Genomic DNA, 15,357 nt, shown 5'->3' on the forward strand with positions numbered 1-15,357 from the left:
CCGGACCTGCGGCTCCCGTGTCGGGCGGCGATCGTCCCTGCGACGGCGCGATGGCCGCTGTCCCGGCGCAGGGCGTGGAGGGTTTCTCGGGCCGCGCGCATGGCGGCCGCATTGTCGACCAGGGGGGGAGGGTAAGACAGCGACCGGGCGCCCTCCCAGCGCCAGGGCTCATGAACCAGGGCGTCAGGCGCCGCCGCCAGCTCGGGCACCCAGGCGCGGACAAAGGCCCCCTCCGGATCCTGGTCGTAACTCTGCTTGACCGGGTTGTAGATGCGGATCGTGTTGATGCCCGTTGTGCCCGACTGCATCTGCACCTGGGGCCAGTGGATTCCCGGTTCGTAGTCCACGAAGCATCGCGCCAGGTGCAGGCCGCTCTCCCGCCAGGGAAGCCAGAGGTGATAGCTGGCGAAGGACATGAGCATGGCGCGCATGCGGAAGTTGATCCAGCCGTGGGCGTCCAGCGCCCGCATGCAGGCGTCCACGAACGGATAACCGGTCTGACCCCGGCGCCAGGCTTCCAGCCTGACCGGGTCGGCGACGCCGGACCGGACAGCGTCGTAGGCGGGATGCAGGTTCTCGAACTCCAGTCGCGGCTCGTCCTCGAGCTTCTGGATGAAATGGTCCCGCCAGTGCTGGCGCCCCGAGAAGGAGGCGAGGGAGGCCCGCCAGGCCTGGGCCTCAGGCGATCCCTGAGCCTTGACCTCGCGTTGGCGCGCCCACGTCGCCTGCGCTGTCTCGCGCATGGAGAGCGTCCCCCAGGCGAGATGGGGCGAGAGCCGCGAACTGGACCGGAAGGCCGACAGCGGGCTCGACATCTCTTTCCGATAGTCGCGCCCGCGCTCCTCGAGGAAGCTCGACAGCATGCCCAGGCCCCTCGATCTGCCGCCGGGCTGGCGAAGCGGGCAGGGATCCGGGGCGAGGCCCAGCGCCTCGGCCGAGGGCGCCTGATCCGACCAGTCGCCGCCGAGGGGCTGCAGGGCCGCTGGCGGCGGTGTCACCGGTTCCGCCATGTCGCGGTCCCAGGCCCTGGCCCAGCCGTCCCTGGACTTCAGCCTGCGGATGACCCCGGACTGCCGCACTTCCTTCCAGGGCACGCCCGCAGCCCGGGCCCAGGCGCCGACGGCGCGGTCGCGGGCATAGGTCCAGTCGTTCCCCGTTTCCTCATGGCTCCAGAGGGCGGCCACGCCGTGGCGCGCATGGATCTGGCCCAGCACCTCCACAGCCTCCCCGATTTCGATGCACAGGGGCTGGCCCAGCCGTCCAAGTGCCCGGGTCAGCTCCCCCAGGCACTCCGTGACAAAGGCCCATTGCCGACCTGAGGCGTCAGGCTGGGCCCAGAGGCCCGGTTCGGCGATGTAGAGCGGCAGCACGGGTCCCTCGCACGCCGCCAGGGCCAGCGGCTGGTGATCCTCCACGCGCAGGTCGCGCTTGAACCACACCACTTGCAGCGGACCGGTCATCCCCCGGCCTCCACACCGGGCAGGGCGGGTATCGCCTTCTGGAAGGCGAAGAAGCCTGCGCGCGCGTGCGGCCACAGGCGGTCGTCCCAGGCGCGGCGGACCTGGACGATCTCCAGTCCCTCCTGCGCGAGGGCGGGGGCGAGCCGGGCCAGGGCGGTGGCGGTCGGGCCGACAGGGGCATAGGGCGTGACGATCCGCTTCAACCCGGCGCTGCGCGCCGCGGCGGCGAGGCTCTCCGCACTCAGATCCGGCAGGAGGCCGACCGGACCCTCCAGCCGGCTTGCAAGACGCTCGACCGCATCGCGCGCAGCGCCCTGCGTGAACCGGAAGGCGAGGTCGCCGGAGGACAGTCCGGGGTCATCGGCCACGACGACGGCGAGCCTCTGGTTCTCATCCAGAAGGCCCGGCTCCGGATCGAGGTCCTCGGGCGTGACAAGCAACACAAAGGAGCCGGGCGGCGGCCTCTGTGCGGCGGGCGGCGGCGGCTTTGGCAGCGGCGGCGGGGCGTCCGCCAGGGCGACGGCTTCGCGGGCGAGCCCGTTTGGCGCGAACCGCCCTCCGGTGAAGCGAGCGATGTTCTCACGGGTCGCCAGATAGGTCTTGCCGGGGGTGTGCAGGCCCGCCACCCACCTCCAGGACAGGGTGTTGCTGGCCGGGTCGGCGTCGAGGAGGTGACGCAGGAAGAAGTCCGCCCCGAGGGCCCACGGCAGGCGCAGGGTGAAGATCCAGATCGAGGCGAACCACATGCGGGCGTGGTTGTGCAGGTATCCCGTCCGGGCCAGCTCGCGGGCCCAGTCATCAAAGCCCTCCAGGCCCGTCCGCCCCGCTTCGGCGTCGGCAAGGGCCCCGTGGTCCGACAGGTCGTCCCTCTGGCGCTCGCAGGTCTCGAGGAAGCCGGACCAGACCGACGGGCGCATTTCCAGCCAGCCCTTCCAGTAGGTTCGCCAGAGGACCTCCTGGACGAACTTGTGCGCCCCGTCATCGCCATGCGCGCACCGCGAAGCGGCGATGACCTCGGCCTCGCTGATCATGCGGCGACGAAGATAAGGCGAAAGGCGCGAGACCGTCCCGTCCTGCTCCGGCCCCGGATCGAAGTTCCGTCCCTCGGCATAGGCCTGGCCCGCCGCAGGTGCGAAGCGGGTAAGCCGATCCAGGGCGTCGGCGCGCGTCGGCGGAAAGATCAGGGCGTCAGGCACAGAGGGGCTCCGCCGCCGCCCGGACCTTGCGTCCGGCCGCAACGGCCCAGCGGATATGTGGGTGCGCCTCAGCCGGGGGAAGGGGTATCGGGCGGATGGGCCGGGGGCGGGACTTCCGGAGCGCCCAGGGCGGCGCGGACCGCCTCGACCAGGGCGGGCGCCTGATGGGTCTCCACCGTGCGCATTTCGAGCAGCAGGGTCTCGTGATCGATCCGCCCGAGCACCCGGATCCCGCCGGTCCTCAGCCGCAGGGCGAGGTCCTCGGCGGAAAGCAGATCACTGCGAAGGCTCACCGCGCGGCCCGGCAGGGCGAGCATGGGCAGGGCGCCTCCGCCCGCGTATCCCTCGGTCGCGACGGTGGCGGTGACGAGGCCGGGAATGTCGCCCAGCGCCGCCCTGACGCTCTCCGCCCGGGCCTCGAGTTCGTCCGTCGATTGCGCCAGCAGGCGCAGCACGGGCACCCTCCTGACAGGATCGGAAGGCGGAAGGTAGAGGCGAAGGGTGGCAGCCAGGGCCGCCACCGACAGCTTGTCCAGCCGCAGGGCTCGGGCCAGGGGGTGCGCCGCCAGGGCCTCCACCGTCGCCTTGCGGCCCGCAGCCAGCCCGGCCTGCGGCCCGCCCAGGAGCTTGTCGCCGCTGAACAGCACCAGGTCCGCCCCCGCTCTCAGGCTGTCCTGCACGGTGGGTTCGCCCGGGACGCCGTGGGCCGACAGGTCGACCAGGGCGCCGCCGCCGAGATCCTCGACCAGGATAAGGCCCCGCGCGTGGGCAAGATGGGCGAGGGAGTCGAGGGGCGGTGTGCTGGTGAACCCCGTGATGCGGAAGTTACTGGGATGTGTCCGCAGCAGAATCCGGGCGTCCGGATGGTCGGTGATCGCCCTCTCATAGTCGCGCAGGTGGGTCCGGTTGGTCGTTCCCACCTCGACCAGCCGGGAACCGCTCTGGGACACGACGTCCGGGACCCGGAAGCCCCCGCCGATCTCGACCAGCTCGCCTCGGGAGACAATGACCGGTCCGCCTCCGCCGAGCGCCGCAAGGGCCAGCAGGACGGCTCCGGCGCAATTGTTCACCGCAAGGCCCGCCTCGGCTCCGGTCACGCCGGCGATCAGGCGGTCGAGGTGCTCGTGCCGGGACGAGCGCCGTCCGCTGTCGAGATCCATCTCCAGGTTGGTGAAGTCGGCCGCCATCCCGATTGCATCCTTCGCCTCCTGCGCCAGGGGCGCCCGGCCGAGGTTGGTGTGGATGACCACGCCTGTTGCATTGATCACGGGAAAGAGGGTCTCGCGCCTGCTGTCCGCCAGCCGTCGGCCCGCCGTCTCCAGGAGGTCGGCGACCGTCGGCGCCCGATCCGACCGAACGGCCAGCCGGGCGCGGGCCTCGGACAGGGCGCCCCGTACGGCGCGGGTCACGGCCTCGGCGCCGTGGAGGGCCTTCAGGGGTGCGGCGGCGGGATCCTCGCAGACCACTCCCACCGCGGGGAGCCGTCGGCGAGGGTCCTGAGGGACGCCATGGGGTTTCTTGGAGCTGACGGCGGCCTCCCTCGGCAGGGTGGCGCTAACGAACCCGAAGTCGCCGAGGCGCGCAAGGCGGATGACCGTGGGCCGGGATAGACCTAGGTAGGGGGCCTGGTCTGTTCCGAAAGAGAGAGCGTATCCGATGAGCGTCGTTCCGTTCCTGGGCGTAGTCGTCATCGGCCACGTCAACCACGGGAAGACCGCTCTGGTGCGCGCCCTGACCGGCGTCGAGACCGACCGGCTTCCCGAGGAGAAGGCGCGGGGGATGTCCATCGCCCTCGGCTTCGCCTGGCGCGCCTATCCGGAGGGCGGAGTCGATTTCCTTGATGCGCCGGGCCACGAGGATTTCATCAGGGCCATGGTGATGGGCGCCGCGGGAGCCCGGACGGCCATGTTGGTCGTGTCCGCCTCCGAGGGCGTCGGACGCCAGACCCTGGAGCATCTCCGGATCGCCGGCCTGCTCGGCCTGGAGGCCTGCCTGGTGGCGGTGACCAAGGCCGACCTTGTCCCGGAGCCGCAGAGGCCCGCCCTTGAGACCCGTCTGAGGGCGGAACTCGCCGGATTGGTCGCCGACACGGCGCCGTACGTCTTCTGCTCCGCCCAGAGCGGAGAGGGCCTGGAGGCTCTCCATTCGGCGCTTCGCTTGGAGGCTTCGCAAAGTCCGCCGCCGGCGACCCTGCCGGGCGCCCTCCTGCCGCTTGACCGCGTCTTCACCCTCCCCGGCGCGGGAACCGTGGTGACGGGGTCCCTCCAGGGCGGCGCGCTTACGACGGGCGCGGAGGCGGTGCTCCAGCCTTCCGGCCGCCGGGTCCATCTGCGTCAGCTCCAGGTTCATGGTCAGCCGGTGACCTCGGCCCGAGCCGGCGACCGGGTGGCGGCGGCGCTCCGTGGCGTCTCCGCGGGGGAGGTCGAGGTCGGCGAGGTGCTCTGCACGTCGGGCGACCTGGGGCCGTCCAGCCGTGTCGATCTTCTCCTCCGCGTCGCGCCCGGGGCCGCCCGCCCCCTGCGTTCCGGCGACGAGGTCAAGGTGCTCTGGGGGGCGAGACAGGACATGGCCCGGGTTCGTCTTCTGGAGGCCACCGGACTGGAGCCGGGCCGTGAGGGTCTGGCCCAGCTCCGGTTTCCCGCCCCTGTGCCCGCCTTCACCGGCCAGCGCCTGATCCTCCGCCGCCCTTCTCCCGCGGAGACCCTCGCCGGGGGCGAGGTGCTCGATCCCCTCGCGCCCGTTCTCAGGGCCAGGACGCTCCACGCCCGCCGGCGACTGCTCGCCGCGGCCGCCGGGGGGGACCTTGAGGGGATCGCCGACGCCCTCGCCGAACGGGACGGGGGAGTCGTTTCCCTCCCGGAGACCCGCCGGCTGTCGCGGCGTCCGTCCCGGGAGGTCGAGGCCTGGCTGGAGAACACGCGGCGACGCCTCGGCGCCGACCTGTTCGCCACGGAGGCGGCGCTGGAGTCTGCGTCCCGCACCTACCTGGATAGCCTTGCAGAGGCCCATCAGGCCCAGCCGGCCAGGGCCTATGTATCCCTCGGCGCCCACCGGGCCCGCCTTTCCCGCAGCCTTGCAGCGGACCTTGTCGCCCATGTTGAAGCGCGGCTCCTGGCCTCGGGCGCGCTCCGGATCGAGAGAGGCCAGGTCGCCCTCGCCGACCATGACCCCTTCGCCGCCCTTTCGCTGGATGAGACGGCCCGGCTCGCCCGGATCGAGGCGGCCTTCCTTTCGGGCGGCGTGACGCCGCCGGATCCCTCCGGCTTCGAGGCCGGGCTGGTGGATCTCCTGATCGGTTCCGGACGCATGACGGCCCTCAGGAACCACGCCCTCCGTCAGACCCTGGTCTTCCATCTCGACGCGCTCGACGCCGCCCTGGAGATCCTGGAGGCGAGGTTTCCGCCCCCGTCTGAATTCACAACGGGGGAAGCGCGGGCCGCCCTCTCGACCTCCAGAAAATTCATCGTCCCGGTGCTCGAATTCCTCGACGCACGGGGCGACACGATACGTCGCGGCGACTTGCGTCAGGTTCTCCGTTCAAGAAACCGCTTCGGTCCTCCCCCGGTCCCGCTCTAGTGTCCCTCCCGATGGAGGTGACTGGAGTCTGGTGGCTTCCCCGGTCTTCAAAACCGGAGACACGTCGCACCGGCGTGTGGTGGGTTCGATTCCCATCCACCTCCGCCAGAACGGCCTCCGCACCGGGGGCAGGTTGGAGGATGAAGACATGAGCAAGACCCCGGGGGCCTTCAGCCTCCGAGACCTCGAGGGCGAGGTGCGAAGCTTCCCCGCCGGCCGTCCAAGCCTTGTCTGCTTCGCCAAGGAGGATTGCGCCACCTGCAACCTGGTCGCCCCCCTCCTTGAGGCCTTCCATCGCACCTGGGGCGAGCACGCCGACGTCTGGATCGTGGCGCAGGCTCGTGATGGCGCCGAGATCCTCCGGGACCGCCATGGTCTGACCCTGCCCATACTGGACGACAGCGCCCTTCGCACCTCCCTGGCCTGGGATTTCGAGAGCGTACCGGCCGTCTTCTGGACGGACGCAGAGGGCGTGACCGCGCCGGTCATGGAGGGCCTCGTCAAGGCCGAGTGGGAGGCCCTGTCCGCCCGCGTCTCCGCCGCCCTCGGGACGCCCGCCCCTCAGGTGGACTGGGCCGGCCTGCCGGACTGGCGGCCCGGCTGCGGCTCCAAGCATCTGGACCCGGACATCCACGACCGGCTCGTGGCCGAGGCCGAGGGCAGCCCTATCCGCGCCAGGAAGATCGAGGTCGCCGCCTCGGACGATGTCGACGAATTCCTGTTCGACCAAGGCTTCAGCGACGGCCTGCCCCTGGTGGCGCCGACGCCCGAGCGCGTCCTGCGCATGCTGTCCGGCACGACGCGTGATCCGCAGGACGTCGTCGCCGTCGTGCCCCCCAACATGGCCCCGGCCACGGTTGAGAAGGTGGCGATCAACGCCGTCATGGCGGGCTGTCGTCCCGAATACCTGCCGGTGGTCATCGCCGCCGTCGAGGCTGTCTGCACCGATGAGTTCAACATCCACGGGGTCAACGCCACCACCATGGGCGCCTCGCCCGTCCTGGTGGTGAACGGGCCGATCCGTCACCGGATCGGCATGAACATGAAGCTGGCCGCCCTGGGCGCGGGCAACCGGGCCAACGCCACCATCGGGCGGGCGGTGCGCCTTGTGATCCGCAACCTCGGCGGCGCGCGCCCCGGGGGCGTGGACCGCTCCACAATGTCCAACCCCATGAAGTTCACCATGTGCTTCGCCGAGTGGGAGGAGGGGTCGCCCTGGGATCCCCTGCACGTGGAGCGGGGTTTCCGCCCGGAGGACTCCGTTGTCACCGCCCTGGCCATGACCAGCGGCCCGGTCCAGATCGTCGACCAGGAGTCCCGCAGGCCTGACCAGCTCGCCGGGACCCTCGGCCTGGGCCTGGAGGGCATGTTCCTGCCCAAGATCCGGCGCATGCCCGTGGACGCCTTGCTGGTGGTCTGTCCGGAGCACATCCGTACGCTCACCGTCGATGGGGACTATTCCAAGGAGAGGCTCCGCGCCCGCATTCAGGAAGTCACCTCGCGCCCCTTGAGCGAGATGGTGTCCAACGAGGTCTCCGGCGCCGGCATCCCGCGCGCCTCCGCCGCCCGGATGACCGCCGACATGCTCGCGACCCTGACGCCCAAGTTCGCCGACGGCAAGTACATCCACATCGTCGTGGCCGGCTCGGAGGCGGGGAAGTTCTCGGCCGCCTTCCACGGCTGGGTCACGGGCGCCATGGGCTCAACGGTCGTTTCCAGGAAGATCGACTGCTGATAGCCTCGTTTCCGGACTTCGGAGGAAAGTCATGACCACCATCCTGGATCCGACCGACGAGCGTGTGCCCGTCGCCCGTCAGATCACCCCGCGAACGGGAACCATCGAGGGGGTGATCGGCCTCCTGGACATCAGCAAGCCCCGGGGCAACGTGCTCCTCGACGAGCTGGAGCGCCTGCTGGCCGACCGCTTCCCGGACAACGAGATCCGGCGCTACGCCAAGCCGACCTTCACCAAGCCCTGTCCCTCGGACCTGCGGCTGAAGATCAAGTCGGAATGCAGCGTCCTGGTGGAAGCCCTCGCCGATTGAGGATCATGCACGACGTGCAGTCTGCACGACACTGTATGGTTCGAGATCCAGGGGCTTCCCGCCGTCTCCATCGCTTCCAGTGAGTTCGCCGAGGCCGCCGAGGTCCAGCGCAAGGCGCTGGGCATGGAGGGTGCGCGCTACCTGCTGGTCGATCACCCGATCCAGGACGCCAACGACGAGGAAATGCGCGGTAAGGCCCGTGCCGTCTTCGAAGCGGTCGTCGCGGCGATCACGACCTGAACCGCCCTTGACCTCCTCGTCTTTTGGGGGAGCAATTGACTCGGTAATTCCTCCCCATCAGAGGGAGGTGGACCGCGAATGCGGGCCGGAGGGGGTCTTCCGGGGGGTTACGGTGACACTGTACGAAACCCTGGTCCTGAGCGACAGAGTTCCTTCACCCGGGGGAGCTCTACCGATGACCAGGCTGGCGCGCGTCGTTGTCCCAGGCCTGCCGCATAGCAAATCCCGATGCTTTGAGTGACGATCTACTTCATACAGTGTCACCGTAACTCACGGATGCCGTAGCCTAATGTCTTTCAGCACAGAGTCTTGAGTATAGACTTGCAGACCGATTTCAAATCTACAATTTCGCAATCTGCAGTGCAGCGGCACGAAAATCTCGCGCAGTCGGTCGGGACGGCGCTCGGTGAAACCGTCAGGATCACGAGCTGGCGCGACGGCGTGGATTTCTGGGCCGACCTTGCGTACCGGAACAACGAGATCATCGGCGTCGTTCGCAGTCCAAAGCACGAGATCTTGTCGACAAGCTATGAGGGCGATGTCGATTTCGCAGACATCATTGAGAAGGAGGTTGAGGTACTTGGTCTGCTGCAAAGCGCAAGCATTCCAGCCCCTATGATCGTCTCGTGGCGTCGGCGTAGCTTGGATTCGCCGATTTCGTGGATGCTCTGCGAGCTCATTCCCCACAGCCCTCTCGAGGAGCTTGCTCCAAGTCTGCAGGCTGAGCTTGGCGATTTGGCACGACGGATTCACGCGATCCGGCCTATTGTCAGCACAATGCCAATCCCCGTTCACTGGGGCTCCGAAATGCTTGGGCGGCTGGAGGGGCGGCTCAGGTCGGCGAAGCGTTACTGCGACGACTTGCCGACGAAGCGCGTGCTTGAGGTCGCAAAGCTGCGGTTCGAGGAGCGGCAGTGCGCCGCTGTGTCGCTCCTTCATATGGATTTGCGGGCGAGTAATATCTGCGTACTGGGCGGGCGCATCGCCGCGATAATTGATGTGGCAAACGCCATGGTCGGCGATCCGTGGTTGGAGCTAGGCCGTCTTCGCTCCTTCGGTTCCCTCACCGAACCCTTCCGCAAGGCATATGGCCTTGATGACGATACGCTCCTCGCGGCGGGGGCGCACTTGGATTTATATGAACTCGAAACGGCCACGCTTCTCATGAGTGTCGCAGTAGAGGAGATTGAGGCGCCCGCCCTGTTCGAAGCATCTCGTAAGCGCGCGTTAGAGCTTTCCAGCCGGCTAGTCGCCTGACAAGCTGGGGGTTACGGTGACACTGTATGAAACCCCGCCCTGAGCGACTGAGTTCCTTCACCCTGGGGAGCTCCACCGATGGCCAGACTTGCGCGCGTCGTTGTCCCAGGCCTGCCGCACAACAAGTCCCGATACCTTGAGCGATGATCTATTTCTTCCAATGTCCCCGTAAGTCCCAAAACATGAGTTCTGCTCGCGAGAGAATGTTGCGGGGTCTAATGTTGCAGCTCCAAAGAGCCGCGCCTTGAGCCTTGGCTTGGGATTTTGACACCTGGCGCCTCCGACATTCAAATCACGCACCAGATGAAGTTGCCAGCTCCATGAGCAGGGCGTCATAGCTTACACCGTTTAGGCGTCGATGGTCGCGCACCATGCCAAATTCGGTAAAGCCGAACCGCCGATAAAGCGCGATCGCAGCTGTGTTTGAGCTGTAGACGGATAGTTCAATCTTGCTCATTTGTGTGCGGGGCATGTGAGCTATGCAGGCCTCCAGCAAGCGGCTGCCAAGCCTCATTCCCCGATGAGAGGCGAGGAGTCCCATGCCAAGAATCCCCCGATGCGCGCACTCTGGAATGTCCACCGGCGTGACATCAGCCCAGCCGACGACGGCATCGCGATCCAGCACTACATAACTTGGCCAATCCTTCCTGATGTGGTTGCGCTGGAACGGGTTGTTGGGATCAAAGGGCGGGAGGGTTACTCTGCCAAGATAGACGCGCTCCGATGCAACGGCCTCGCATGTGGCACGCCACCCCAGGATCAGATCCTCACGCATCTGGGCTATTTCGATCATCCTGGATTTCTAGCTGTGCCATGTGCATCGTACAACCTGCTGGCAACCAAGCCTGCACCAGTGAGATTGCGCGTAGCGAGCGAAACCGGCTATTGTCTTGGTCTCGATACAGCACTCAGGAGGCCTCTATGGTCGTTCCGGCAATTGCGCTCTTCTTTGGGCTCATGGTGATCGTCATTGCGATCCGCGCCAATGTTGTACTGCGCCAAGAGGACAGGGTGCCGATGCAGTGGGGGATAACCGGAGAGGTGAACTGGACAGCGCCGCGTCTTATTGGCCTTAGCGTGGCACCCGCGATATCAATTGGCATACTAATACTGTTCTGCCTCTTAAATGTATTGCCAACCCGTCCGGGCCAGGAACACCTGAGGCTCCCTGTTCTCTTGGTCTTGGGAGCTGGGCTTGTCGCTGGTCAACTCCTCCACCTTTGGTTAGTCTTCAAAACACTACATCGGTCCGGAAAATAGGGGGGTTACGGTGAAACTATATGAAACCCCGCCCTGTGCGACTGAGTTCCTTCACCCTTGGGGAGCTCCACCGATGGCGAGACTTGCGCGCGTCGTTGTCCCAGGCCTGCCGCATAGCAAGTCCCGATGCCTTGAGTGACGATCTATTTCTCCCAATGTCACCGTAACTCCGGGTCCAGCTTGACAGTTCCCCCTAGCGCCAGGCGAAGACGGGCTGTTCCAGCTCTGTTACCCGGGTGACGCGGCCGGCGACCAGCTCGCGCAGCTGGTAGACCACCGCCGCCGTCGGCGCGTGAATCCGGTGTTCCTCCGAGATCCGCAGGCGGATCAGGGGGCGGTCGCTCTCGGGGATGGTCTCGAAGTCCACCGCGTCCGGGGCGGCGATGTAGTCCAGCCGGATCAGATGGGTGGAGGCCACCTCGGCCGGATTGGGTCGCAGGGCCGAGGCGTCCTCGAGCCAGGTCACCACGGGGGTGATCACATAGCCCGAGCGGGTGGGATAGTCGTCCAGCAGGCCCAGGATGTCGCTCTGCGGCAGGTCCAGCCCGACCTCTTCCGACAGCTCCCGAAGGGCGGCTTCCGCAAGGGTTTCGCCCGGGTCCAGCCGCCCGCCGGGCAAGGCCCATTGGCCGGAATGCGCGCGCAGGCTCTCGGCCCGTCGAGTGAGCAGGAAGGCGGTCTGCCCCGATCCATCGTCCGCCGCCGTCAGGGTCAGGGCCACCGCCGCCCGCTTCAGGTCCCCGTCCGAGTGGGCGATCCGCGGGAAGGACGCACAGGCCTCGGCGATGCGGTCGCGGAAGTCAGGAGTGAAGGCGTGGGACATGTCCACACCTTCCTAGGCCGTTCCCGGCCCGCATGTCACCCCCCGCCGCCGTCAGGTAAGGATCAGGAGCAGGAGGCCGCCGACGGCGCAGGACGCCAGGACCCTCAGGACGCCCCACTTCAGGCCGAAAACCAGCGCCAGGGCCACGATCGTGAGGATGGCCGCCCGGCTATCCAGGCTCGCTGTCTCAGGGGCTGGCAGGCGCAGGGGGCCCGCCTGCAGGGTTCCGACCTGGGCGAACAGGACGTGCAGGGCGAACCAGAGGGACAGGCTCGCGATCGCGCCGACCACCGCCGCGGTCAGGGCGGACAGGGCCCCCCGCAGGAAGGCCGACGCCTGCAGGCGCTCAATCCAGGGCGCGAAGGAGAAGATCCAGAGGAAGCAAGGGGCGAAGGTCACCCAGGTGGTCAGACCTGCGCCCAGGAGGCCCGCCACCAGGGGGGTGAAGGGTTCGGGCGCCCTGAAGGCCGCGAGGAAGCCCACGAACTGGGTCACCAGGATCAGGGGTCCGGGCGTGGTTTCGGCCAGGCCGAGACCGTCGGCCATCTCCGGGGTGGAGAGCCAGCCAAACCCCTGGACCGCCTCCTGCGCCATGTAGGCGAGCACGGCGTAGGCGCCGCCGAAGGTCACCACAGCCAGCTGCGAGAAGAAGACGCCGATCTTCCAGAGCACATGGTCGGGACCGACCGCCAGGAAGACCGCCGCCATGGGCGTCCCCCAGATCAGCCCCCAGACGAGAACGCTTCGGACGGACGCCGCCCAGGGCGAAGCGGCCCTGGCGCCGCCATCGGTGGGCGGCGACAGTCCCAGCCAGCCCGGGCGCAACCGCGCCACGAGCGCCCCGAGCACCGCCGCCATGCCCACAACCCAGGGAAAGGGTAGGTCCAGGACGAAAAGGGCCAGGAAGGCCGCCCCCGCAAGCCCTTGCCGCAGGGGGGTGTCCAGGGCGCGTCCGCCGATCCGGATCAGGGCCTGCAGGACGATGGCCAGGACCGCCGCCTTCACCCCCAGGAAGAGGGCGGCGAACCAGGTCGCCTGGGCCGCCAGCACATAGGCCAGGGTCAGGGCCAGGATCACCATCGCCCCCGGCAGGATGAACAGGAGCCCCGCCGCAAGGCCGCCCCGCCAACCATGGAGCCTCCAGCCGATCCAGGTGGCCAGCTGCTGAGCCTCCGGCCCGGGAAGCAGGTGGCAGAAGTTGAGGGCGTGAAGGAACTGGTCCTCGGTCAGCCAGCGCCGCTCCTCCACGATCTCGCGATGCATCAGGGCGACCTGGCCGGCCGGGCCTCCGAAGCTGAGACATCCGATGCGGGCGAAGGCGCCGACGAGTTCTCGAAAAGCGGGGGTTTGCGCCGGGTCTGCCATGAAGTCCTCACGCCCTTTCATCCGCCGCAGGACGGACGGGAAAGGCAACGCTTGGGCGGTGAGGCCTGTCCGGGAGGTTGCGTAATCCCGATGTACGAACGCTATCCCGCAGCCGGTCCGGGGACAAGGCCGCCGATGTCAGCTGTCAATGACACGACTTGAAGTTGAATTTCCCTTCGTGCAGCCTCAAATGTAAGAGGTGACCTTCGCGGCCACGCGCGCCGGGCCGGGACAAAGTGTTGTCGTCGCGCGATGGCCCAGTGTTGCAGAGAGAGGCTAGCGGTCGTGGGAAAGCGCCAAGGTGGGTACACCGCCGTGACGCCCTATTTGACGGTCGCGGGCGTCATGACCGCGATCGACTGGTACGCACAGGCCTTCGGCGCTGTCCCCGGGCGAATTCTGCAAATGCCCGACGGCGTCGTGGCTTTCGCCGAAATGCGCATCGGCGACGCGTTCGTGATGCTTTGCGACGAGAGCCCGGCGTTCCAGAACCAAGGTCCATTAGCGATGGGCGGGTCGCCGGTGTCGATCCATCTTTATGTGGACGACGTCGACACGGTTTTCGCCCACGCGGTGTCGCTCGGCGCGACCGCCAAGCAGGCACCCGAAGACCAGTTCTTCGGCGATCGGAGCGGCGCGCTCGCCGACCCCTTCGGTTACACCTGGACCCTAGCCACTCAGGTCGAGGCGTTGTCCGAAGAGGAGCTGCAGAAACGCTGGTTGGCGATCCGCGATGACATGGGTGGCTGATCGGCGGACTGGGAGAGGCTTGTGAACGCCGCGGATAATCTCCTCAAGTCCGGCGCCGCCGCGGCAGGATGGGACGGCGTCGCGGTTATCGCCGACGACGAAACCCTCACCTACGGCGACTTGGCCCAACGCGTCGCCAGCTACGCCCAAGGCCTGCGCGGGCATGGAGTCTCGCGCGGCGACCGGGTGGCTCTTAGGCTGCGGGACTCCGGCGATCTCGCATCGACTCTCCTGGCGATCATGGCGATTGGCGCGGTACGCTCCTGATGCTGGCGGACGACTGGTCTTGTCCCCGCGCGATCTCGCGTCGCTGCGGGGATCGCGTGTCCGCACCGAGTGCGAGGTTCGCGCGTTTGTCACCCCGGTGTTCGACGAGTCCTGCGCTGTTGCGACGCTCGAGCTCATGTCTCCATGTCAGGCCGCAGCGACGCTTCATGAAAATCGCTTAGATTCCTTGGCGGCACTATCTAGACCGCTCGCCTGTCTCGCCGGATTGTGGCGACCAGCCCGGCCCCTCTCGACGATCGATGATGCGTCAAACACGTCTAAGCTTTACTATCACGCGCCGTTCTATGTCTTGCGGCAAGGCATTCAGAGCAATGCGCGGGCGGCGCAACTTCTGGCTGATCTCCTAGCGTGAGTTCGTATTGTTCCATTGCGCTTATCTAGAGGCCTAGCTGAGATGCGTGCACCCTACAATGTTCTCGTCCTTCCTTATCGCCAGGTACCTGGAGGTTGGGAGTTCTGCGTGATGCGGCGCTCCGATGCCGATTATTGGCAAGGTATCGCAGGAGGGGGCGAAGTGGGCGAGGCTCCCCCGGTCGCCGCGAAGCGTGAGGCGGAGGAGGAAGCAGGGATCCCTCAGTCAGCGCCCTACTGTCGTTTGGACAGCATGGCTAGCGTATCCGTGCGGCACTTTCCGGCACATCGGTTCTGGACCGAACATCGGTACGTTATTCCCGAGTATTGCTTTGGAGTTGATGCTACTGGCGTGGGAATCGCTCTATCTGACGAACACACGGAATTCCTTTGGGGCTCCCATGATACTGTGCGGGACAGACTTCATTGGGACTCGAACATCACCGCGCTTTGGGAGCTCGCGGAGCGGCTTGCGAAGGGCGACTTAAATCCAGTGTAAGCTGACCTGCCTTGCACCTATGTGTCACTTTGGTGTGGCTAGCTCGTGATCTGACCGGGCTTTGTAGCTCGTGAAGTGTCCGGTTTGTCGAATGGCTCTGTGGAGGGCCGATTGATGAACCGGGCGCGTATCGACGAGAGCATACGACAGATGCGTTTTGAGGAGCTTTTGGATCGACACGAGCGGGGCGAGCTTGGCCAGGAGTTGGCGGCTCAGATGCTTGGGGTCAGCGACCGGACGTTCCGGC

General features: G+C 67.2%; 13 protein-coding genes and 1 tRNA gene. 8 read left to right on the plus strand and 6 right to left on the minus strand.

All coding sequences use genetic code 11. The annotated features are described in order from the left end of the window. The 3 genes from INE98_RS12015 to selA form a co-directional block, all read right to left on the minus strand. Positions 1–1,460: FAD-binding domain-containing protein (locus tag INE98_RS12015; protein WP_293539170.1), on the minus strand; the 1,460-nt coding region annotated here is incomplete at its 3' end. Next, positions 1,457–2,656 (minus strand): FAD-binding domain-containing protein, encoded by a 1,200-nt coding sequence (locus INE98_RS12020; protein ID WP_293539171.1) that lies wholly within the window; start codon positions 2,654–2,656, stop codon positions 1,457–1,459. The genes INE98_RS12020 and INE98_RS12015, both read right to left, overlap by 4 nt. Before the next feature lie 68 nt (positions 2,657–2,724). Beyond that, positions 2,725–4,347, minus strand: a complete 1,623-nt coding sequence (selA, locus tag INE98_RS12025; RefSeq protein WP_293539172.1) for an L-seryl-tRNA(Sec) selenium transferase — start codon at positions 4,345–4,347, stop codon at positions 2,725–2,727. On the opposite strand from selA, the gene selB reads away from it, so the two are divergent. From selB to INE98_RS12050, 5 genes are all read left to right on the plus strand, one after another. Continuing rightward, positions 4,313–6,232 carry a selenocysteine-specific translation elongation factor gene (selB, locus tag INE98_RS12030; RefSeq protein ID WP_293539173.1) on the plus strand — a complete coding sequence of 640 codons (1,920 nt, stop codon included), beginning with the start codon at positions 4,313–4,315 and terminating at the stop codon, positions 6,230–6,232. The genes selA and selB overlap by 35 nt on opposite strands. A gap of 13 nt (positions 6,233–6,245) precedes the next feature. Then, positions 6,246–6,340, plus strand: a tRNA-Sec gene (locus INE98_RS12035). A gap of 40 nt (positions 6,341–6,380) precedes the next feature. Continuing rightward, entirely contained in the window at positions 6,381–7,967 is a 1,587-nt protein-coding gene (locus tag INE98_RS12040; protein ID WP_293539174.1) for a hypothetical protein, read from the plus strand. A 31-nt stretch (positions 7,968–7,998) separates the two neighbouring features. Then, positions 7,999–8,517, plus strand: a complete 519-nt coding sequence (locus tag INE98_RS12045) for a UGSC family (seleno)protein (protein WP_293539175.1) — start codon at positions 7,999–8,001, stop codon at positions 8,515–8,517. 321 nt (positions 8,518–8,838) lie between these two features. Beyond that, positions 8,839–9,774 carry an aminoglycoside phosphotransferase family protein gene (locus INE98_RS12050; protein WP_293520364.1) on the plus strand — a complete coding sequence of 312 codons (936 nt, stop codon included), beginning with the start codon at positions 8,839–8,841 and terminating at the stop codon, positions 9,772–9,774. A gap of 292 nt (positions 9,775–10,066) precedes the next feature. On the opposite strand, the gene INE98_RS12055 is transcribed toward INE98_RS12050, so the two are convergent. The 3 genes from INE98_RS12055 to chrA all read right to left on the minus strand — a co-directional run bounded on the left by INE98_RS12055 (position 10,067) and on the right by chrA (position 13,222). Beyond that, positions 10,067–10,567 carry a GNAT family N-acetyltransferase gene (locus tag INE98_RS12055; RefSeq protein WP_293520363.1) on the minus strand — a complete coding sequence of 167 codons (501 nt, stop codon included), beginning with the start codon at positions 10,565–10,567 and terminating at the stop codon, positions 10,067–10,069. Positions 10,568–11,227: 660 nt separating this feature from the next. Beyond that, a complete protein-coding gene (locus INE98_RS12060; RefSeq protein WP_293539176.1) occupies positions 11,228–11,857 on the minus strand; it encodes a CoA pyrophosphatase in 630 nt (209 codons plus the stop codon). 51 nt (positions 11,858–11,908) lie between these two features. Beyond that, positions 11,909–13,222: a chromate efflux transporter gene (chrA, locus tag INE98_RS12065; RefSeq protein WP_293539177.1), complete on the minus strand. Its 1,314-nt coding sequence runs from the start codon at positions 13,220–13,222 to the stop codon at positions 11,909–11,911. A gap of 315 nt (positions 13,223–13,537) precedes the next feature. Between chrA and INE98_RS12070 the strand changes: the two genes are divergently transcribed. From INE98_RS12070 to INE98_RS14580, 3 genes are all read left to right on the plus strand, one after another. Beyond that, complete coding sequence (locus INE98_RS12070; protein WP_293523791.1) at positions 13,538–13,972, plus strand: VOC family protein; 435 nt, start codon at positions 13,538–13,540, stop codon at positions 13,970–13,972. 21 nt (positions 13,973–13,993) lie between these two features. Next, complete coding sequence (locus tag INE98_RS12075; protein WP_293539178.1) at positions 13,994–14,239, plus strand: AMP-binding protein; 246 nt, start codon at positions 13,994–13,996, stop codon at positions 14,237–14,239. Positions 14,240–14,723: 484 nt separating this feature from the next. After that, positions 14,724–15,110 carry an NUDIX domain-containing protein gene (locus INE98_RS14580; RefSeq protein WP_367120195.1) on the plus strand — a complete coding sequence of 129 codons (387 nt, stop codon included), beginning with the start codon at positions 14,724–14,726 and terminating at the stop codon, positions 15,108–15,110. The last annotated feature ends 247 nt before the right edge of the window (positions 15,111–15,357 follow it).

Source organism: Phenylobacterium sp., from assembly GCF_020253645.1.
In the GTDB taxonomy this organism is placed as follows: Bacteria; Pseudomonadota; Alphaproteobacteria; order Caulobacterales; family Caulobacteraceae; genus Phenylobacterium.

Coding starts and splice junctions, on each gene's coding strand:
- chrA (WP_293539177.1), bottom strand. CDS start 13,222: ATGGCAGACCCGGCGCAAACCCCCGCTTTTCGAGAACTCGTCGGCGCC.
- INE98_RS12055 (WP_293520363.1), bottom strand. CDS start 10,567: ATGATCGAAATAGCCCAGATGCGTGAGGATCTGATCCTGGGGTGGCGT.
- selB (WP_293539173.1), top strand. CDS start 4,313: ATGAGCGTCGTTCCGTTCCTGGGCGTAGTCGTCATCGGCCACGTCAAC.
- selA (WP_293539172.1), bottom strand. CDS start 4,347: ATGACGACTACGCCCAGGAACGGAACGACGCTCATCGGATACGCTCTC.
- INE98_RS14580 (WP_367120195.1), top strand. CDS start 14,724: ATGCGGCGCTCCGATGCCGATTATTGGCAAGGTATCGCAGGAGGGGGC.
- INE98_RS12040 (WP_293539174.1), top strand. CDS start 6,381: ATGAGCAAGACCCCGGGGGCCTTCAGCCTCCGAGACCTCGAGGGCGAG.
- INE98_RS12060 (WP_293539176.1), bottom strand. CDS start 11,857: ATGTCCCACGCCTTCACTCCTGACTTCCGCGACCGCATCGCCGAGGCC.